We start from the raw sequence: 20,792 nt of genomic DNA on the forward strand, positions 1-20,792 counted from the left end.
AAGGGAGAATTAATCTAATGAACCGGATGAAGGCACGGTTAAATAAAATGATCCTGCATCTTATCTTATTAATAGGTGTTTTCATTTCTATCTTTCCTTTTTACTGGCTTGTCGTGATGGCATCAAATAAAACGGGTGACATTCTTGCGTTTCCTCCTAAGCTGATACTTGGCGATGAGCTTTTTGCAAATATCAGTAAGGTCATCGAGAATGTGGACTTCTTTCAGGCTTTTTTAAACACTTTATTTGTGGCTGGAGCATCAACAGCTGGCATCTTATTCTTTTGTTCACTTGCAGGATTTACGTTCGCAAAGTTTGTGTTTCCCGGAAAAAGAATATTGTTCGGGGGCCTGCTGGTCACAATGATGATTCCTTCGCAGCTTTCATTTATTCCATCTTTTCTTATGGTCGCGGAAATAGGCTGGGCCAGTACGTTTAAAGCGCTGATCATCCCGGGCATCGCCAGTGCTTTTGGGATCTTTTGGATCAAGCAGTTTGCTGAGGAAGCTATCCACGATAGTTTGCTTGATGCGGGAAGACTCGATGGCTGCAGTCCCTTCAGGCTGTATTGGCACATTGCTCTGCCAATTTTGAGACCGGCGCTTGCATTTCTGGGTATTTTCTCTTTTATTGGCAGCTGGAATGACTATTTATGGCCGCTTGTGGCTTTAAATGATCCTGAGAAATTCACGCTGCAAGTTGCTTTATCGCAGTTAAATGGGATATACACAACAGATTACGGGATGATTATGGCAGGTACATTAATGGCCACTCTCCCATTAATCATCTTCTTCATTTTCGTAAGCCGTCAATTTATCTCCGGCATAACAGCTGGTGCCATAAAAGATTAATAGAATTGCTTTAAAGGAGGTGGGGCCTTCACTGAATGATTATTTGGAAGCTCCAGTAGAGGATGAAACCAATTAATAGGGAGGCTATTTTTATGACGTTGAAAATTGGATTTATAGGTACAGGCGGTATTGCAAAATTCCATATCAATAATCTTGCCAAGATAAAAGATGTACAAGTATCAGCCTTATGCGATGTTCAAGTGGAAAGAGCGCAGGCCGAAGCACAGCAATGGCCTGATGCAAAGGCATATGCAAATGTAAACGATATGCTTGACGATCGGAATTTAGACGCCGTTTACATATGTGTTCCTCCTATGGTGCATGGTGAAGCAGAAAAAGCTGTTATTGAGAGAGGTATTCCTTTTCTTGTGGAGAAGCCGCTTGGCATTGATCATAAACAGCCGGAAGACATTTTAAAGCTTGTAGAAGCAAATAAATTGATTACATCTGTAGGGTATCATTGGCGCTATCAGGAAGGAGTTCAAAGAGCACTTTCTATGCTCACTGAACGTAAGGCGGGTATGGCTCTAGGCTACTGGATGGGAGGCATGCCCATGGTGCCATGGTGGAGACTTCAGGAAGGTTCAGGAGGACAATTTGTTGAACAAACCACTCATATCGCTGATTTATTGCGCTATCTTTGCGGAGAGGTGAAAGAGGTTTATGCCTCCTACGGTAAACGTGTGATGCATGAAAAAGTAAAAGGTACTACCGTTGCTGATGTAGGGACAGTTACATTGACTCTCCATAATGGAATGGTTGCAACAATATCCAACACATGCATGTCTCCTGTTGGACATAAGGTTGGCCTTGACATTTATACAGAACAGGGAGTTTTGGAAATTACAGGATCAGGACTGAAAGAGATTTCTCCAGGCCGTACTTTTGACTATCATGATAGGAAGAACCCTTATCTTTCAGAAGATGAAGCTTTTATTCAGGCTGTACAAACAGGTGATCCATCCAGTATTTTATCAGATTATAGAGATGCTCTAAAAACGCACAAGGTAACATTGGCAGCGAATGAATCGGCTGAATCCGGAAAACCGGTTTCACTTAAGGAGTTGTCAAGAATATGAAGTTTTCTCTATGTATAGGTGCTTATCAAGGGAAGGATGCTATTTACCATTTAGAGAAAATTAAAGAAAATGGTTTTCACGGTTTGGAGTATTACAGCTGGTGGGACCTTGATCTGGAAAAGATCTCAAAAGAACAGGAACGGATTGGTGCAGGCATTATTGCTACTTGCACACGCTATTTTAATTTAGTTGATTCAAGCAGGCGTGCTGAATATTTAGCAGGTTTGAAAGAAACCATTGAAGCATGTAAAATTCTTGGAACTCAATCTATTATTACTCAAACCGGCAATGTTCAGGATGGTGTATCCCGGGAAGTACAGCAGCAGGCAATGATTGAAACATTAAAACAGTGTGCTGTTATGTGTGAGGATGCAGATGTCATTCTTGAAGTTGAACCTTTGAATGGACTTGTTGATCATCAGGGACATTTCCTCCAATATTCAGATGAAGCTGTGTCAATTATTGATAAAGTCGACAGTCCGAATGTTAAATTAGTATTTGATGTGTACCATCAGCAGATTACAGAAGGGAATGTCATTCGAAACGCTACGAAATATGCGGAGCGAATCAGCCATTACCATATTGCTGATAATCCTGGGCGGAATCAGCCTGGTTCTGGAGAACTGAATTATGTCAATATTCTTAAGGCCATTAAAGAAACGGGATACAATGGTTTTGTAGGGTTAGAGTGCGGTTATACGAAAAATACGGATGAAGCTCTAGAAGAATTTTCACAAACCATTCTTAATCAAGTATTTCCATCTGAAGCGGGTGCCAGATAATTGCAATTAAGAGCTTTTTGGAAACTATCAAACTAGTAAGTCTCTCCCATATAAGGGAGGGGCTTTTTCTTTATTTTTGCCGGTATTTTCAGCCTGAATGTAAAAATAGTATGAACATAATAACAAATTTCGATGAAACTTTACATAAAACTAAAACTCTTTTACACTGCCTTAACCATCCCAACTTGTTGATAAGTTACATTTAATACAGTGAGTGAAAAGGAAAGGGGGCAGCAGAATGAAGGTTCAGGATGAGGCGATTTTGCACTTGCAGATTGCGGAGTCGATTATTGAAAAAATACGCAGCGGGGAGTATAGGGAAAGCGAAAAAATCCCTTCTGAAAATGAGCTTTGCCGTCAATTTCATGTGAATCGCCATGTGGTGAGGCAGGCGATTGCGAGAATGACTAATCTTGGGTGGGTGACGCCTGTGCAGGGAAAGGGCTGCTATATTAATCGAATCATGAAACCTGTTCAATATGTTCTGTCCTCTCAAACCAGATTCTCTGAAAATATGTCAAATCAAGGCGTTCCGCATAAAAGCAAGCTTCTTCATTGGGAGGCAGGATTGCCTTCAGAAGAGGAGCGCACCCATTTACAGCTGAAAAAAAATGAAACTGTCTACCGTTTAGAAATCTTGAGATATGTAGATGACACACCAATGTCCGTAACGACGACTGTGTTTCCAGAAGCAGAAGTTCCTGGACTGGAAAACTATTTTGAAGGATTTCATTCTTTGTACGGGCTGCTTGAAACATACTATCAGTTTCGGCCAGTGCGAAGCAAATCCATCTTTCATGCGAGTCTTCCATTTTTGAAAGATGCAAAAGTACTGCGCATTCCTGAAAGCGTGCCAATCGTGCAAATTGAAAGTCTGATGAACCATCCAGGCGGTTCACCGCTTGAATACAGCGTTGCAAGAGTCCGAAGCGACATGCATAGATGTCTGATCGAATTTTAAGGGGGTGTTGTCTGCATTTCTTAAAGCTTTGCGTTTTCTGAATTCGTTATCCACCAAACTAAAACAAGTTAAAAGGAGAATCTTCAATGAAAAAATGGTTTGTTCTTATGTTCCTGTTTAGTTTTGCGGCAATTTTGTCTGCCTGCTCGGCTGACGCACAAAGCGGAAGCGGCGGCAGTGATGATACGCTGACGATTGCCTGGTATCCTAATGAATCCGGGGCTGATTTAAAAGGTGCACGCGAGGAAATCGGTAAAGCGGTTGAAGAAGCAACCGGCAAAAAAGTTGAGCACAAAACGACGACAGATTACATTATTGCAATTGAATCGATTGCAAATGGAAATGCAGATATCGCATTTATGGGAGCGCAAGGCTACATCGAAGCTAATGCTAAAAACGATAAAGTACAGCCGCTGGTTGTTCCAAGCGGTGCATCAGGCACAATCGACGATGCTGTTTATCACAGCTGGCTGGCTGTACAAAAAGAAAAGGCAGAGTCATATAAAGACGGCGGAGAATTCAAGATTGATGAAATCAAAGATAAAAAGTTTTCATTTGTCTCAAACAGCTCTACTTCTGGTTTTAAAGTACCTTCAGACGGCATTGTTTCCTACTTCAGCAAAATGGACGAGTACAAAGATCTTAAAGCAGAAGACCTGCTAGAAGGCGGAAAGTTTTTCAGCGAGGTTCAATATGGCGGTTCCCATCAAGGGTCTGCAGTGAATTTACTGACAGGAAAATCAGATGCAGCAGCTTTTTGTGATACTTGTGTTCAAAACTATGTAGAGCTGTCTGAAGGTGATGAGAATACTGCAGGATCGGTTTACAAAGTCAAAGAGGATGCAGCGGAGCCATTTAATACAGTCCCTGGTAAAGAGTTCACATTGATTTCTGTCACACCGGTATTGAATGCACCATTTACAGTCAATACAGAAACAGTCAGTGAAGAAGATATCAAATCTCTTAAAGAAACCTTTACCTCTGATGAAATGGCAAGCAATGAGAACATTTTCGTTCCGGAAGATTCAGAGACTTCAGGCTTATTCTACAAAACGGACAAAGAAAGGTTCCTTGAAGTAGAAGATGCATGGTTTGATCCGATCCGTGAATTATCTAAATAAATCATGAAGAAGAGGGAGATAACAATGAAAGCGTTGCTTCAGTTAAACGGAGTATCTAAGCAGTATGGGAAAGATACGAAGGCGTTATCAGATGTTACCTTCTCTGTAAACGAAGGAGAGTTTGTTTCCATTATCGGTCCATCCGGGGCGGGGAAATCGACGCTCCTTCGCTGCATCAACAGAATGATTGATGCAACAGAAGGAGAAATACTATTTGATCAAACAAATTTGAATTCTTTAGGAAAGCGGGATTTACGAAAAGCGAGAACGAAAATGGGTATGATTTTTCAGCATTATAATCTTGTGAACCGTTTAAGTGTGATTGAAAATGTTTTGCATGGACGACTTGGATATAAATCTGTTTTAGCAGGGATGTTTGGCGTATACAAGGAAGATGAAAAGAAGGAAGCATTAAAAATTCTTCAAGCATTGGGACTTGGCGATCAAATTTATAAGAGATGTGATCAGCTGAGCGGAGGGCAGAAACAGCGTGTCGGCATTGCAAGAGCCTTGATTCAGGATCCGAGACTGCTGCTTTGTGATGAACCGATAGCGTCCCTGGATCCAAATGCATCTAAAATTATTATGGATCATTTGAAAACAATCTCAACATCAATGGGAATTACGGTCCTTGTCAATTTGCATCAGGTAGATGTGGCTTTAGCCTATTCCGATCGCATCATTGGCGTCAGCAAGGGAAAGGTTGTATACGATGGCCCTCCGAAAAATATCACGAATGAACAAATACACAGTATTTATGGCTCAGAAGCGGGAGAATTGATTATGGATGCAGGTGGACGCAATGCAGGGTAACTTCTTTTTGAAAAAACGAATTCAATCTGCAGTGATCCTGGCTGTCCTTTTATCAGTCACATACGGGGCGATGATGATTACGCAGTTTAATTTGCAAGATGGGTTATCCTCCATTCCAAAAGCGATTATATGGGGATTTTCAAATTTTTATCCAACAAGTGAATCATTAGAAAATCTTCCTTCTATCTTTGATAAGTTAATTGAAACGTTGCTCAATTCCATTGCAGCAGCATCTGTGGCATCCGTGCTTGCCGTATTCTTTGCTATTGCAGGTTCGAAAACAACCAAAGTAAACGGTTTGTTTGCAGGCGTGAGCAGAGGTATTGCTACCCTATTCAGGAATATCGATGTTGCTGCCTGGGCCATGATTTTGCTTTTTTCCTTTGGACAAAGCTCGCTGACAGGGTACTTTGCTTTATTTTTTGTGTCCTTTGGTTTTTTGACCAGAGCATTCATGGAAACGATTGATGAAGTCGGTCATGGCGCGGTTGAAGCATTGCAGGCAACAGGCGCCGGTTATTTTACGGTGATTATTCACTCCGTCATTCCGGCGAGTCTACCGCAAATGATCAGCTGGGTGCTGTTTATGATTGAGACGAATATCAGAAGTGCGACGCTCGTAGGAATTCTGACTGGGACAGGCATTGGATTTTCTTTTGACTTATATTATAAAAGTCTTAATTACTCTTCTGCGAGCTTAGTCGTTCTTTTGATAGTAGTGTCCATTTTGCTGATTGAAGCGGTCTCAAATTATGTAAGGAGGGTGATTTTATAATGAGATCAGATGGATTTTCCATACCTCCGAATGCTGCAGGAAAGCGGATTCAAGTAAAGCCCTTTAATAAACAGTCATTCATCATCCAGCTTACGATGGCTGCTCTTGCAGTTTTGACGGTTTATGGGTTTATAAGCTTTGATTATAAGGATGTTACTTTATTAGGCGGACTTGCTGCTGCTTTTGAAAATTTCAAGATAATGTTCACAGAGGCTCATTTTGTTCATTTCACTTTTGCGGAAGCGGTTTATCAGGTTTTAATTACAATCGGCCTTGCAGCTCTTACGACATTGTTTGGAGCTGTCATCGCCTTATTTCTTGGGCTGTTTGCAGCGCGGAACTTATCGAATGATAAGGTTTCAGCTGTAATCAAAGGAGCGGTTGCCTTTATTCGAGCTGTTCCTACGGTGCTCTGGGTATTAATTTTTGCTGTTGCTGCCGGACTTGGCAGCGTAGCCGCCGTAATCGGAATGACATTTCACTCTGTCGGATACTTAATTAAAGCTTACTCAGAATCCTTTGAGGAGATGGATGAAGGAGTCATTGAAGCCCTGCGGGGAAGCGGGGCAAGCTTTTGGCATATTGTGTTTCAGGCAGTCATACCTTCAACGATTACCTATTTGATTTCATGGACGTTTCTGCGATTTGAAATAAACTTTGGGGTAGCTGTTGCAATGGGTGCGGCTGCAGGTGCGGGCGGAATCGGGTTTGATTTGTTTATGGCAAGCGGATTCTATTTTGACTTGAGAGAAGTTGGAATGATCACCTATTTCATTTTAACGTTTGCGATTTTGCTCGAACTTTTAGCTATCCGGATTAAATCAAATCTGCGTGCAAGATAGCGGGACGCCGAATTATTCGGCGTTTTTTTTAGTGTTACGTGAAATGGTGCACTTATTACTTAATTCCGAGACTTTCAGCCATTTTTCCGAGACTTTTTCATTTAATTCCGAGACTTTCAAAAATAATTCCGAGACTTTCCGAATGAATTCCGTATAAATGTGAACAAAACGAACCAGAGATATATAGTCTTTCTTTACTCATTCTTTACCTTTTTTTACATTCACTTAACCTTTGAAACTTGGCGACAAGTTAGATTGTAAGTAAGGAAAAGATGAAACGCTCTTTCATCTTCATACAGACTGTTTATGAGAGGAGAACCAATGAAAAAATCAAGATTATCAAAGATTTTAATAGAAGGAAATCCAAATCTGCTTAAGAAATTTTCAGCCCAAGTTGAGGAAACTCACACAGTTAAAGTGAACCGTTCACCAAGTACTGGTCTTGTCATGATGAAAACGCGTGATTCGGTTTCCAGGCAGCCATTTTATATGGGTGAAGTTCTCATTACAGACTGCACCGTTGAAGTCCATGGCTCACAAGGATTAGGTGTGCTGATGGGCGAAGAGCCTGAACGGGCATATTCGCTTGCCGTTGTTGATGCCGCCTTTAATGCAAAGCTCCCGATTGCCGGGTTATGGCTTCATGAACTTGAAGAGGAAGAAAGGAACATAGCAAAGCTAAAGCAAAAAGAAATGTCAAAACTTGCTCGTTCACAAGTAAGTTTTGACACAATGGAGGATTACAATGACAAAAGTTGAGCCGTTTGATGCTGTGATCCATACACAGCAAATTTACCGCAAGCTTCTGGATTGCATGGCAAGACCGGGTAAAGTGAATTCCATTGAGCCTTATTTAGTCCAAGAAGATCATGAGAATTTATTTTCCAAGCCCCTGCTTAGTCTTGCTTATACGCTTGTCGATCGGGAAGTGAGTTTTCACGTGATATCTGATCTTAAAGAAAAGGCTGAACAATATATATATTGGCAGACTTTCAGCCGAGCTGCCGAGCTGCATGAAGCCCATTATGTTTTTATCGGGAAGCAGCTGAGTGATTCAGAGATTCAAAGTGTAATGAATGAAGTAAAAGCCGGAACTCTGGAAGATCCTCATTTAAGCGCAACGATTCTGATTCAAGTGAATACACTGACTGATAGTCCTGGAGATGGCATGAAGATAAAGTTAACTGGCCCCGGCATTCAAGGCACAAGAGAGGTATATGCAGATGGAATGCCTTCTGCCTGGATAGCCGAGAGAAAGAAAATAAACAGTGAATTTCCGCTCGGGGTTGACATGATTCTGACAACCTCTTCTGGTGAAATCATGGCGATTCCCCGTACTACATTAATTGAAAAGGAGGAGATCTGAATGGGATATGTGGCAGTAACTGGAGGACAAAAAGCGATTGAGCATGCAAGTCGTCTAGTTGATTATTTTCGCTTAAAGGATAGGGGAGAAACCTTAAAAACGAATCAAATTGAAGGTCAAATGCGCCTTTTGATCGACCGGGTAATGGGAGAAGGCGGCTTATATGCACCTGAATATGCAGCTCTTGCCCTCAAGCAATCAGAAGGAGATCCTGCTGAAGCGGCATTTTTATTAAGAGCCTATCGCTCGACTCTTCCAAGAAACTATTATTCTCTCACCTCCGAACCGGGGGATATGAGAGTGGTCAGAAGAATTTCCTCTTCATTTAAAGATATCCCTGGCGGACAGCTGCTTGGCCCAACCTATGATTATACCCATCGCTTATTAAATTTTCATTTAAGAAATGAAGATGAACAAGAAATTCAATCATTTTTGGAATCTATGAATCTCGATGCAGAAGACATCAAGTTTGAACAAACCTTTCAAAAGGTTGCAGACTTGCTGAGAGATCAGGGTTTTCTTTCAAACCGGGAGAAGAAAGAAGCGGAGCCTTTTGATATTACCCGGGAAAAAATAACGTTTCCGGCTTCACGATCTGCCAGGCTTCAATCTCTTGCTAGGGGTGAAACTGGAGCCATGACGGCGATGGCTTACAGCAGTATGAGAGGGTATGGAGTCGTTCATCCGACGATTGGAGAATTGCGGGTTGGACACACAGATGTTCATATCCCATACCCGTTCGGAGATGAGGATGACAGTCTCTATATTGGAGAAGTCCTGATGACTGAAGTTGAAACCATCAACTCTTTTACACAGAACGATGAGGGCGAAGTTGAGTTTATGCTGGGTTACGGACTGACATTTGGTCAAAACGAAGTAAAGGCGATCGCTATGGCCATTTTGGAAAGAAGCTTGGAGACCAAGGGGACATCCCCTGCACAGGATGAGGAGTTTGTGCTGCTGCATATAGACAGCATTGAATCAAATGGCTTTGTCTCCCATTTGAAATTGCCTCATTATATTACCTTTCAATCCACTTTGGATCGAATCCGGCAGGCTCAAGCAGAAACAGCTTCTAAAACAGCCCAATTTGAAAGCGAAGGATCGTTCAGTCATACATAATTCTGGAGGGAAAGGAGTGTTAATCATGAAACAGCAGTTAAAGCAAGCATACAATTATGCTTTTTTAGACGAAGGATCAAAAATGGAAATTCGCCGTTCCACACTGAAAGCCATTGCTATCCCAGGCTATCAGGTCCCTTTTGCATCAAGAGAGCTGCCAATCGGCAGAGGCTGGGGAACAGGCGGACTGCAGCTTACATTATCATTAATCGGAGAGAGGGACTGTGTGAAGGTTATCGATCAAGGTCATGATGACAGCGTGAATGCGGTCAGCATAAAAAAGTTAATTGAATCTTGCTCAAACGTCATAACTACCAATGACTCTGAGGAAGCCACGATTATTCAAACCAGACACAGAGTACCTGAAACACCACTGCGCGAAGATCAAATATTAGTTTTGCAGGTGCCGCTTCCTGAACCGCTGAGAAGAGTAGAAGCAAAGGAGCAGGAAACGAAAAAGCTGCATGCTGAAATGGACTACAGCTCAATGTGGCTAAGATTATATGAAGATATTGTGCACTACGGAAAAATTACGATAGGCGCTGATTACCCAAGCTTGGTGAATGGACGCTACATTTTTAATCCAAGTCCAATCCCGCGCTATGATTTGCTGAAGCTTCATCAGGCAGATGGCCTCTATCTTTTCGGAGCAGGAAGGGAAAAGAAGATTTATGCCATTCCTCCTTATACGAATGTCGCTCCGCTTGAATTTGAGGATTATCCTTTTGAAACAGAACGCTTTGAAGGTCTTTCATGTTATATATGCGGCAGCAAAGACACGTTCCTTGATGAAATATACAACAGCGAAACAGGAGAGAAAATGCATCAATGTTCAGATACCGGCCATTGTGCAAAGGTTCAGGGAGAAAGGGGGTTAGAGGTATGATCCAGCCATCGGGGGACACCCATCTATTAAAAGTAAGAAACCTGAATAAACGATTTGGGAAAGGCTGCACTCATTGTCATTCACCGAATGATCTGAAAAACAATGACAACCGCTGTCCAAAATGCGGCAGTGTCTGGGCGTGCATAGATGTTAATGTGGATTTGTATCAAGGCGAAATTTTAGGGATCGTCGGCGAAAGCGGTTCAGGGAAGAGCTCCTTGGTTAAGAGCCTCTATTTTGATGATGCTGTCACTTCAGGAGAAGCAACAATCTCCACATACCATGACGGAAAAGCTAACATTTTTTCAGTCTCTGCCCAGCAGAAACGGTACATCCGCAATTACATGATGGGAATGGTTTATCAAAATCCATGGCTCGGTCTTAAAATGTCGTTTTCAAGCGGGGGAAACATTGCAGAAAAATTAATCGCATCAGGGACCTACCATGTCGGAAACATTCGTGAACGCGCATCAGAACTGCTTCTGCATGTTGAAATTCCGGTCGGCCGGATGGATGAGCTTCCGAAGAATTTCAGCGGCGGCATGCAGCAGCGCGTGCAGATTTCAAAAGCGATGGCGAATAATCCTCCCATTCTTTTGCTTGATGAAGTGACAACTGGCCTGGATTTATCGGTACAGGCAAAAGTTTTGGATCTTATCCGCAGCATTCAGCGTGAGTTTGGCGTATCAATGATTGTTGTATCCCATGATCTTGGCGTGATTCGCATGCTTGCTGACCGGACGCTTGTGATGAAAAGCGGAAGAGTTGTCGAACAGGGATTAACCGACCAAATCTTAGAAGATCCAGAGCACCCTTATACTCAATTGCTTGTGCATTCTCTTTTATAAAAATTAGATGAGGTGACCTATGAAAATCTATCATGCAAAAATCGTAACGCCCGAAAACGTCATCGAGAATGGGACGATTGAAATTCTTGAAGGAAAAATCGCTTCTATTACTGAAGGAGAACCGGAAGCGATTGGACTTGAGGATATTGATGCAGCAGGAAGATGGGTTCTCCCAGGTTTGGTTGATTCCCACAGCGATGCAATTGAATTAGAGCTGGAACCTCGTCCAAGCAGTACTTTTCCAATAGAAATCTCATTTTTTGAACTGGAAAAAAAGCTTGCAGGAGAAGGTATTACGACAATCTATCACTCTTTATCGCTTATGGAGGAAAATGCAAAAAAATGGATTCGTCAAAATGATACGGTGCTTCAGGTAATTGATGATATTAAACGGCTGTCTGCCGGAAAACAGCTGATCCGCCACAAAACACACTTAAGATATGAAATAACAAACACAGTCGCAGTTGAAGATGTGAAAAGAATGATGAAGGACGGGAAAATTGATCAGTTATCTTTTATGGATCACACGCCTGGACAAGGTCAATTTCGTGATTTAGAGGTTCATAAACGATTGTTAATGGAGCACCGTCATTTTACAGAGGAAGAAGCAAAGCAGGTCATTGAAGACAGCAAGCTGCTGCCGAAATTAGACGGTGAAATCTTAACGAAGCTGTCAGAGCTTGCAGCAGAATATGACATCCCCCTTGCTTCTCATGATGACGATACACTTGAGAAAATTGAATTGGTTAAATCATGGAACGCTGTCATCAGTGAGTTTCCGATTGAGCTTGATGTAGCTGTGAAGGCGAAGGAAGAAGGACTTTATGTTGTCATGGGTGCGCCAAATGCCCTGCTTGGAAAATCACACAGCAATAATGTTTCTGCCCTGGAAGCTGTTCAGACTGGTGCGGTTGATATTCTATGCTCTGACTATTATCCATCCTCTTTATTGCATGCAGCTTTTAAATTGTATAAAGGAGGAATGCCAATCTATCAAGCTTTTAATATGGTGTCTTTAAATCCAGCGAAAGCGCTGGGTATTGATGCGGAAATAGGTTCAATTGAAGAAGGAAAGCTTGCCGATCTCATTTTTATCAGTGAAGAAGGTGTGCGTCCGGTTCTTGAAATGGTGATGGTAAATGGCCAGGTTGTCTGTCAAATGAATTATCACCACCATGCGGCAGTCCCAATTCCAATGTGAAGGATGAAAAAGAATGAAATTATCAGAAAAACCAACCATTCATGAGGGTGCAAAGGTTCTTGACAGTACACTTGGCGCCTGGACAGAAATAGGAGCAAACTCTGTTATAGAAGAATCTATCATTGGTGATTACACCTATACTGCCGGAGATGCTCAAATTACGTATTCAGAGGTCGGGAAGTATTGTTCAATTGCCTCCCATGTGAGAATTCATCCGGTTAATCACCCAATGTGGAGAGTCACACAACATCACATGACCTACCGCAGAGTTTTATATGACTTAGGTGAATCTGACGACACGGAGTTTTTCGAATGGAGAAAAGATCATAAAGTAACGATTGGCCATGATGTATGGATCGGCCATGGTGCCATTATCATGCCGGGTGTATCAATTGGCACAGGTGCAGTCATCGGTTCTGGGGCTGTTGTGACCAAAGATGTCCCTCCTTATATGATTGCAGCTGGAGTGCCGGCGAAGCCTATTAAAGAACGCTTTCCAAAAGAAATCGCGGAAAAACTGCTGGAGATTGCATGGTGGAATTGGGATCGCCCTACATTGGAAGAACGCTTTGAAGAATTAAATGATGTCGAACGGTTTATCCGGAAATATGGCAAGTAATCTCCGCCTTAGAAGGAGGAAAACAATGAACGAATTATTGAAAGTAGAAAACTTGCAAAAAACGTTTAATATGCATGAATTTAATGAAAAACAGATTATAGGCTGCAATGGCATCAGTTTTTTACTTAACGAAGGGGAATTTATCGGAATAACAGGCAAAAGCGGATCAGGAAAGTCAACTGTACTAAAAAGCATTTACCGGACGTATGCACCGACAGGCGGTTCGATCCATTACAAATCGGAGCAGTTTGGACCCATTGATTTAGTGAAAGCGACCGATCGTGAAATGATTGCCATCCGAAAACATGAGATAGGATATGTATCTCAATTTTTAAATGTTATGCCAAGGATTACAGCCATTGAGGTTGTTGCAGAAGCATTGATGGAAATGGGAAAAGGAAGCGAACATGCAGCGGCAGAGGCAAAATCCATATTGGCTCATTTCAACCTTCCATCTTCCTTATGGGATTCTTACCCCCGCACATTCAGCGGCGGAGAAAAACTGCGGCTGAATTTGGCACAGGCCATGGTTAAACGCCCTAAATTATTGCTGCTCGATGAACCGACTGCCTCCCTTGATGATGCATCTAAGATTTCGGTTAAGGAAATGATTCTCCAGCTGAAAACAGAGGGAACGAGCATGATTGGCATTTTCCACGATCTTGATTTCATGGAGACAGTGGTGGATCGTGAATACAGCTTAACGCAAGGTGTATTAAAGGATGAAATGACCGTTTAAGAATGGAGCTGACAGAAAAAATGATCGATTTGCATTGTCATACAAAGATATCGGACTGTTCATTTACAACAGAAGAAGTGATTTCAATGGCTGAACAAAAAGGTGTTACGCATTTGGCTATCACAAATCATGACACAACTTCAGGGCTCAGTGAAGCAGCAGAAATCGGAATGGCACTTGGCGTTTCCATTATTCCAGGCATAGAAATTTCGGCATTTGATTTCACACGGGGAAATCGCGCCCACATATTAGGACTGTATGTGACACCTGGACATGAAGCAATAAGTGAACTCTGTCAGCCTTTAATCGAACAAAGAAACAAAGCATCCCAAATGATGGTCAGGATTTTAATTGAAGCTGGCTATGACCTGTCGTGGGATGAAGTCGAGGAGCTTGCTGCAGGCGGAACAGGTGTCTATAAACAGCATATTATGCATGCATTATTGAAAAAGGGCTACACAAATTCCATTTATGGCACGCTTTACAAAAAGCTGTTTTCAAAAGGACGTAATGAAAAAGAGAGAGGAATGGCGTATATTCCTATTGAATATGTATCAGCAGAAGATGCGATTAAAGCCATTCGAAGGGCAGGCGGAATACCTGTCCTTGCACACCCAGGCCAATTTCACAACTTTGATGCAGTCGAAGAATGGGTACAGCTTGGCTTAGAGGGAATTGAAGTCAACCATCCGCTGCATAATCAAACAGACAGAATAAAAGCTGGACATTTAGCAGAGTGCTTTAACTTGATTCAAACCGGAGGATCCGATTTTCACGGTTTTTATAGTGATACACAATCTGAAATTGGAGCTTTTGCAGCGGATCAAGTGGAATTTGATAAATTGATTGCGAGAAGAGAAAGTATGCTAAAGCTATGATGTGTGATAGATATCCAGAGGGGTATCTTTTTTTCATTGCGGAATAACAGTTTTATTCGTAGAGCTATGTAACGATTTGAGAAGTGTTTCTATTTATTCAGAGGCCGGACCAAACTGCAAGAGCCGGCCTCTTACAAAGGAACTTAGCGGATAAAGTTAAGCCTGAGACATTTTAAAGATTTTCCTATAAGTATCATTCACTTTTGAATTCCGCCTAAAATCGTTCTTATGAATTTTTGGCTTTCATCTAATAGATCGTAATTCTCTTCAAACAATAGCCAATCGTATAGTGTTCCTCGCATGCACCGCGTTATTAACATCGTTATTTCATTTGGTGAAAGATCTGTTTTGATTTCACCAGCTTCCTGTCCTTCTTTCACTAAAGTAAAGACAATCTTATAAAGATTTCTATCCGTATTGGAGAAGTAATTGACTTGTGCCGGAATTAAACCGCTCATATAAACTGTTCTCATAATATCTTTACCTAAAGAATCCCTTAGATAAATCATTTGGGATTGTGTAAAGAGAAGTATTTTTTCATGAGAGGATATTCCGCTCGGAAGAGATTGAATAAAAGACGCATAAAAGTCATCGATTTCCTTGAATTTTTCAAGGAAGATTTCGTATTTAGAATTAAAATGCACATAAAAAGCGCCTTTAGAGGTTTGGCTTTTACTGACTATTTCATCAACAGTTACATGATCAAATCCCTTTTTACTAAAAAGCTCCAGTGCTGTTTCTAAAATTCTTTGTTTTGTTTGCAGTGCTTTCAGTTTTCTCGGAGTCAACCGTGACATAATAATTCTCCTTTAGCTAACAAGGTAATAAAAAAGGTAAATAAAAAGAAATATTAATAGATATTTTACCATTAAAAACTAGAATCTGATTAGATGTTACCTTGCCCAAATCATAACATATTTATATTTCTAAAAATTCAGAAAACATAATTGACGATAGAAGGAAGCTGCTCTACAATAAATGAAAGACTATAGTTTCTGACTATGGTTTGTTAAATCGGATAAAATGAAAGCGTTTAACCAGGAGGGGGTTTGTATGGATATTGTCGGGGATAAAAACTTGCGGGATTTATTAAATGAGAAAGTTGCCGCACATCGTGATAAAACGTTTCTTATTTTTGAAGATAAAGAGGAACGAAAATATGGCTTTACTTATGGGGAATTTGCTGAGCGTGTAAACCGATTGAGTCAAGTATTCAACGATTTTGGTGTAGAAAAAGGGAATCATGTGGCATTGCACCTTCCTAATAGTTTGGATTTCATGACTTCATGGTTTGCTTTGGCCAGCATTGGAGCCATCATGGTTCCAACAAATCCTTTATCCACTTCAAACGAAATGGAATATATCTTAGAACATTCAGAATCAGTCCTAATTATTACTGAGAAGGAACACTTGGATAAAATTAATTGTATTCGTAAAAACTTGCCGAAACTTAAAGAAATATTGTTAGCCCGTTATGAAGGGGAGGATTTTGAAGGTCAAAATTTAAATAGGTTAATAGAGAACGCTAAACCAAATTATAAAACTGTCAAAATAGATTCAGAAGATCCAGCAGCAATGTTATACACATCTGGAACGACTTCTAAACCTAAAGGGGTTCAGGTTACTCACGCAAATTACATCTTTACAGGTGAAATGATGTCAAAGTCAATTCGTTTATCTCCGAATGATAGACAATTCATTGTTCTGCCTTTGTTTCACGGAAATGCGCAATACTATTCGACAATGTCAGCTTTGGTGGTAGGCGCAAGTATCGCCATTACCGAGCGATTTAGCGCTTCTGGTTATTTCAAACAAGCAAGAAGGCTCAATGTGACAGTTGGTTCGCTGTTTGCTGCACCAATCAGGATGATTCTTGCACAAAATTACGATCCAAATGACATAAATCATTCATTAAGAATAATCTGGTTTGCTCAAATGGTCTCGGAGGAACAATTAAAGAAATTTGAAGAAAAATATAAGGTTCCATTGTTACAGATGTATGGAATGACGGAAACGGTAGGCGTTCCATTAATGAATCCAATCGATGGAATACGTAAAAACATGAGTATGGGTAAACCGACGATCGGGTATGAGGTGAAAGTGGTGGATGATGATGGGAATGATGTACATATAAAGGAGACAGGTCAAATCATTGTTAAAGGAATTTCAGGTCGCACGCTGATGAAAGGGTATTTTAAGAATCCTGAGGCAACTGCAGAAACACTGCGGGATGGCTGGTTATACACGGGTGATAATGCAAGGGTTGAAGAGGACGGTTATTTTTATTTTGTTGACAGGAAAAAGGATATGATTAAACGGGCCGGAGAAAATGTTGCGGCCAATGAGGTTGAAAGTATTTTAGCTGAACATCAAAGTGTATACGAGGCTGCAGTAATAGGCATACCCGATGACATTCGTGATGAAGCAATAAAAGCATATGTTATTTTAAAAGAAAATTATGCAGGATCTGAGCAAGAGTTACTATCTTACTGCCGTGAACGTTTAGCAAAATTCAAAGTTCCAGATTCAATAGAGTTTATCAAGGAATTTCCGAGGACAGCAGTTGGAAAAGTGCAAAAGCATATTTTAAGGCAGAGACATAAAGAAAGCGGGAAGGCACACTTATAAATGTTTTCTTATAAAAGCTTTTAAATTATCCGAATGTAAACGTTTTTGATCTGACTAAGTAAATGTCATAAGGGGGAATTAGCATGAAAAAAAGCCGTGTTCTTTTTGCCAGCCTTGCTGGTTCGGTTATAGAGTGGTATGACTTCTATTTATATGGTACGGCAACTGGATTAGTATTTTCAACTCTCTTTTTTCCAAATCAGGATCCCGCGATATCACTCCTTATCGCTTTTGCTACCTTTGGAGCTGGATATGCTGCACGCCCGATAGGAAGTATCATTTTTGGACACATGGGTGATAAGATTGGGCGAAAGGCTACACTTATGCTGACACTTATCGGTATGGGAGGGAGTTCCTTTCTAATTGGTTTACTTCCAACCTATGCCCAGGTCGGGTTGCTCGCCCCTATCCTGCTGGTGATCCTGAGGATTTTTCAAGGGATTGCCCTTGGCGGTGAATGGGGTGGAGCAGTCCTTTTAGCAACAGAGTATGCTCCTAAAGGGGTTCGCGGATTATACGGTTCCATTCCCCAATTAGGTGTTCCATTAGGTTTGGTTGCAGGGTCCTTCAGTCTAACGTTTATAAGTTCAATGACAACCGATGCTCAATTTTTAGCATGGGGATGGCGTATTCCCTTCCTGTTCAGCGCTGTGCTCATTGTTCTGGCACTTTGGATCAGGAGCGGTATAGATGAGACTCCGGCTTTTCAGCAGCAAAAAGAGAGTGGAGAACTGTCAAAGGTGCCTATTATAGAGACCTTCCGCAACAACTGGAAAAGCGTTTTTCATGTGATTGGACTTAAATTGGGTGACGGATTTTTTAATGTATTTCTTATGTCCTATGTTCTTGTCTTTGCAACGTCCTATTTGGGTTACTCACGCGATATTGCCCTGACCGCCCTGACAATAGGCTGTGCAACAATGATTATCACCATTCCTGCTGTTGGGTACCTATCTGACTTTATAGGCCGTAAAGTTATCTATATTGGCGGATTAATTCTAATGTTCCTCTTTGCGGTTCCATACTTTACAATGATCGGGGAAGGTGCCATCTGGCTGTACTATTTCCAGGCAGCAATGCTCGGCATCATCTGGGCGGCGATTTTTTCAACTCAAGGAACCTTTTTCTCTGAGTTATTCCCTGCAAAAGTTCGATACACCGGTTTGTCAGTTGGGTATCAGATTGCAGCTGCTATTGTGGGATTTGGACCAATGATTTGGACCTCAATGGCAGAATCATATGGGCCATCACCGTGGGTTTTTGGCGGATTCATGATGTCGGGGATAGCTATCTCCCTTGTCTTATGTATCTTTGCACCAGATACCAGGAAAATTTCCCGGTACGAAGATCGTGTGGATACGTTCGAATCAGACAAGACTCTTAATGTTTAATTTTATTCATGAAACAAAAAAAAATCCGTCTCTAAAACAGTAAGGGGTTCCGTTTTGGGGGAACCTGAAATCACACGGTATTTAGCACCGGGAATAGCATTAGAATTCCAATTCGCACCGCTTTTAGCGGTGTTTTTTTAGCATAATAAAACTCAGCTCATTGTTGAACTGAGTTAATAAGTTATTCCATTATAGCCCCCCTATAATGGAATAATATGGACTCTGTCCTAAAAAATGCCGCCTTAAAGACAGCTCCACTCTTCAGCTAATGCCCCCGATTGCTGAATATTGCATTCCATCATACCTTTTGGGATTTTTAACGTAAGCCCACAGACAGTCTGGAATATTCAGAGAATGCTGTCGGGTAAGTGGTTGTATTGAAGGATGTGCTGATAAAAATTAACGCATTTTAAAAAGCGTGGCAATAGGCCACGCTTTCCATCTATTCTGCAAATAATTGATCGATTGCACTTTGTGGAAGAGCTGTCTCTCCTCCAAGGATATAGTAGACGTACATTTGGTCCATATATTTTTCTACTGTCGTTTTGGTAGCTATGTTCGCTTTAGCCGGATTTGTCAAAATGACAGGACTGGAATATTGAGCTGCAAGAGCAGATCCTGCTAATGCATCAGGATAATTAGTGCCAGTTGCGAAATAAGTGAAAAACGTATCAATGTCTTCAATAAACGTATCAATGATTTTACTGTTTGTCGCGTAACGGTCTGCACCGCTGATTCGTTTTACTCCGGGCAGTTTTTTCGCAGCCGCATCTGAAATAGCATTAACTCCTCCGATAACATAGCTTCTTTCTACATCCCAATTATTAATAAAGGTTGAAACTGCGCCTGGTACTGAATCTTTCCTAGAAAGAAGAATTGGCATTTCCAATTGAGCAGCAATCGGAGCTATTGATAAAGCATCAGCGAAGTTGCCTCCTGTTGCAACTACAACCGCACCTGCTCCAATTTCATCTGCAATTTTCACAGAAGTCGAATACCTGTCAGTACCGCTTAGTCTAGTTACTTTAATCCCCATATTCTTAACCTGGTTTTCAACATCTGCTGAAACAGCACTTGTGCCTCCAACGATGAATACTTTGGATACGCCTAAACGAACAAGCTCATTTTTAACAACTGCTGGCAGGGATGCTTGCCTTGTCAGCAGCAATGGTGCACCGTAGCGGTATGCAAGCGGAGTTGCACTGAGGGCATCAGGAAAGTTTGCTCCAGTCGCTAAGACAGCCGTTTCAGCTTCTCCGTCCAACCACCCGTCCTGTGAGATTTTGACTGATGTTTCATAGCGGTCTTCGCCGGCGAGTCTTTCAAATGATTGTCCATACCCGTAAACATCATGAAAGATTGCATAATTTTCATTAAGAACAGTTGAATAGGAATTCGTGACTTCCAAATAGTAGGTTCCAGGTGTAAGAACGCTCTCAATGCTTTGCAGATCATATCCATCCTCACTGAACAAAGTGCTCTTTGCTACTTCTTCTCCATCTGATGAAAGTACACGTATTTTAAGTGTTTGTTCTCTTTGATTCTGAGTATATGCAACGAGAGAATAATCTTCTTCATCTTTTAATGTGAATTTATAAAGATCAATATCCTTTCCATTATTAACAGACTGGTTGTGACTGCTTCCAGACAAAAAATACCCAGTCTCTACAGGAGTGGCTTTTGCGAAAGTATCGTTTGGCTCATCTTCATAATAAGTTCCTTCATCTTCATTAAATCCAAATAGTTTCATTTCATGTGTCTGATGCACTGACCATTTTTCTGCCAATGCTGTTTTTCCCTCTGCAAAACCCTGCCCCACAGGTAGTGCAAGAAAGAGTCCGCAGGCTAACAATAATTCTTTTTTCATAGTATCCCCCTGAATATATGTAT

Annotated in this window: 21 protein-coding genes; 19 read left to right on the plus strand and 2 right to left on the minus strand. The window is 41.3% G+C overall.

The window, feature by feature from the left end; translation table 11 throughout:
• The first annotated feature begins 26 nt into the window (after nucleotides 1-26).
• The 17 genes from QLQ22_RS07755 (at nucleotide 27) to QLQ22_RS07835 (ending at nucleotide 14,883) form a co-directional block, all read left to right on the plus strand.
• Nucleotides 27-851, plus strand: coding sequence for a carbohydrate ABC transporter permease (locus QLQ22_RS07755; RefSeq protein ID WP_284016764.1), 825 nt, complete (start codon nucleotides 27-29; stop codon nucleotides 849-851).
• Between the two features lie 92 nt (nucleotides 852-943).
• A complete protein-coding gene (locus QLQ22_RS07760) occupies nucleotides 944-1,930 on the plus strand; it encodes a Gfo/Idh/MocA family protein (RefSeq protein ID WP_252208386.1) in 987 nt (328 codons plus the stop codon).
• A complete protein-coding gene (locus QLQ22_RS07765; protein ID WP_284016384.1) occupies nucleotides 1,927-2,712 on the plus strand; it encodes a TIM barrel protein in 786 nt (261 codons plus the stop codon). Before QLQ22_RS07760 ends, QLQ22_RS07765 begins: the two co-directional genes overlap by 4 nt.
• 238 nt (nucleotides 2,713-2,950) lie before the next feature.
• Nucleotides 2,951-3,673, plus strand: a complete 723-nt coding sequence (phnF, locus tag QLQ22_RS07770) for a phosphonate metabolism transcriptional regulator PhnF (RefSeq protein WP_223440885.1) — start codon at nucleotides 2,951-2,953, stop codon at nucleotides 3,671-3,673.
• Between the two features lie 86 nt (nucleotides 3,674-3,759).
• Nucleotides 3,760-4,794 (plus strand): PhnD/SsuA/transferrin family substrate-binding protein, encoded by a 1,035-nt coding sequence (locus QLQ22_RS07775; RefSeq protein ID WP_252208388.1) that lies wholly within the window; start codon nucleotides 3,760-3,762, stop codon nucleotides 4,792-4,794.
• Between the two features lie 24 nt (nucleotides 4,795-4,818).
• On the plus strand, nucleotides 4,819-5,607 hold the full coding sequence (gene phnC, locus QLQ22_RS07780; RefSeq protein ID WP_223440887.1) for a phosphonate ABC transporter ATP-binding protein: 789 nt from the start codon (nucleotides 4,819-4,821) through the stop codon (nucleotides 5,605-5,607).
• Nucleotides 5,597-6,382, plus strand: coding sequence for an ABC transporter permease subunit (locus QLQ22_RS07785; protein WP_284016385.1), 786 nt, complete (start codon nucleotides 5,597-5,599; stop codon nucleotides 6,380-6,382). Before phnC ends, QLQ22_RS07785 begins: the two co-directional genes overlap by 11 nt.
• On the plus strand, nucleotides 6,382-7,224 hold the full coding sequence (locus tag QLQ22_RS07790) for a PhnE/PtxC family ABC transporter permease (protein WP_223440889.1): 843 nt from the start codon (nucleotides 6,382-6,384) through the stop codon (nucleotides 7,222-7,224). Before QLQ22_RS07785 ends, QLQ22_RS07790 begins: the two co-directional genes overlap by 1 nt.
• A 321-nt stretch (nucleotides 7,225-7,545) precedes the next feature.
• A complete protein-coding gene (gene phnG / locus QLQ22_RS07795) occupies nucleotides 7,546-7,983 on the plus strand; it encodes a phosphonate C-P lyase system protein PhnG (RefSeq protein ID WP_223440890.1) in 438 nt (145 codons plus the stop codon).
• Nucleotides 7,970-8,590: a phosphonate C-P lyase system protein PhnH gene (phnH, locus tag QLQ22_RS07800; RefSeq protein ID WP_284016386.1), complete on the plus strand. Its 621-nt coding sequence runs from the start codon at nucleotides 7,970-7,972 to the stop codon at nucleotides 8,588-8,590. Before phnG ends, phnH begins: the two co-directional genes overlap by 14 nt.
• On the plus strand, nucleotides 8,591-9,712 hold the full coding sequence (locus tag QLQ22_RS07805; protein ID WP_284016387.1) for a carbon-phosphorus lyase complex subunit PhnI: 1,122 nt from the start codon (nucleotides 8,591-8,593) through the stop codon (nucleotides 9,710-9,712).
• 25 nt (nucleotides 9,713-9,737) lie between these two features.
• Nucleotides 9,738-10,598: an alpha-D-ribose 1-methylphosphonate 5-phosphate C-P-lyase PhnJ gene (locus QLQ22_RS07810; RefSeq protein ID WP_223440895.1), complete on the plus strand. Its 861-nt coding sequence runs from the start codon at nucleotides 9,738-9,740 to the stop codon at nucleotides 10,596-10,598.
• The gene (locus QLQ22_RS07815; RefSeq protein ID WP_252208403.1) at nucleotides 10,595-11,446 is read left to right on the plus strand and encodes an ATP-binding cassette domain-containing protein; all 852 of its coding nucleotides are present in this window, start codon (nucleotides 10,595-10,597) and stop codon (nucleotides 11,444-11,446) included. The genes QLQ22_RS07810 and QLQ22_RS07815 overlap by 4 nt, the downstream gene beginning before the upstream one ends.
• Before the next feature lie 19 nt (nucleotides 11,447-11,465).
• A complete protein-coding gene (locus tag QLQ22_RS07820) occupies nucleotides 11,466-12,647 on the plus strand; it encodes an alpha-D-ribose 1-methylphosphonate 5-triphosphate diphosphatase (protein ID WP_252208404.1) in 1,182 nt (393 codons plus the stop codon).
• A 13-nt stretch (nucleotides 12,648-12,660) separates the two neighbouring features.
• Entirely contained in the window at nucleotides 12,661-13,266 is a 606-nt protein-coding gene (locus QLQ22_RS07825) for a DapH/DapD/GlmU-related protein (RefSeq protein WP_223440898.1), read from the plus strand.
• Between the two features lie 25 nt (nucleotides 13,267-13,291).
• Nucleotides 13,292-14,005 (plus strand): phosphonate C-P lyase system protein PhnL, encoded by a 714-nt coding sequence (phnL, locus tag QLQ22_RS07830; protein WP_223440900.1) that lies wholly within the window; start codon nucleotides 13,292-13,294, stop codon nucleotides 14,003-14,005.
• A 20-nt stretch (nucleotides 14,006-14,025) separates the two neighbouring features.
• Nucleotides 14,026-14,883, plus strand: coding sequence for a PHP domain-containing protein (locus QLQ22_RS07835; RefSeq protein ID WP_252208405.1), 858 nt, complete (start codon nucleotides 14,026-14,028; stop codon nucleotides 14,881-14,883).
• 197 nt (nucleotides 14,884-15,080) lie between these two features.
• On the opposite strand, the gene QLQ22_RS07840 is transcribed toward QLQ22_RS07835, so the two are convergent.
• Nucleotides 15,081-15,680 (minus strand): TetR/AcrR family transcriptional regulator, encoded by a 600-nt coding sequence (locus QLQ22_RS07840; protein WP_284016388.1) that lies wholly within the window; start codon nucleotides 15,678-15,680, stop codon nucleotides 15,081-15,083.
• 256 nt (nucleotides 15,681-15,936) lie between these two features.
• Here QLQ22_RS07840 and QLQ22_RS07845 point away from each other — a divergent pair, with 256 nt between their 5' ends.
• Together QLQ22_RS07845 and QLQ22_RS07850 are read left to right on the plus strand one after the other, a co-directional pair.
• Nucleotides 15,937-17,511, plus strand: coding sequence for an AMP-binding protein (locus QLQ22_RS07845; RefSeq protein WP_252208407.1), 1,575 nt, complete (start codon nucleotides 15,937-15,939; stop codon nucleotides 17,509-17,511).
• 83 nt (nucleotides 17,512-17,594) lie between these two features.
• Complete coding sequence (locus QLQ22_RS07850) at nucleotides 17,595-18,902, plus strand: MFS transporter (protein ID WP_223440904.1); 1,308 nt, start codon at nucleotides 17,595-17,597, stop codon at nucleotides 18,900-18,902.
• A 442-nt stretch (nucleotides 18,903-19,344) separates the two neighbouring features.
• Here QLQ22_RS07850 and QLQ22_RS07855 read toward each other — a convergent pair whose 3' ends face one another.
• A complete protein-coding gene (locus QLQ22_RS07855) occupies nucleotides 19,345-20,769 on the minus strand; it encodes a cell wall-binding repeat-containing protein (protein ID WP_284016389.1) in 1,425 nt (474 codons plus the stop codon).
• Between the last annotated feature and the right edge of the window lie 23 nt (nucleotides 20,770-20,792).

The sequence above is a fragment of the Metabacillus hrfriensis genome (assembly GCF_030127205.1).
GTDB classification, from domain to species: domain Bacteria; phylum Bacillota; class Bacilli; order Bacillales; family Bacillaceae; genus Bacillus_P; species Bacillus_P dongyingensis.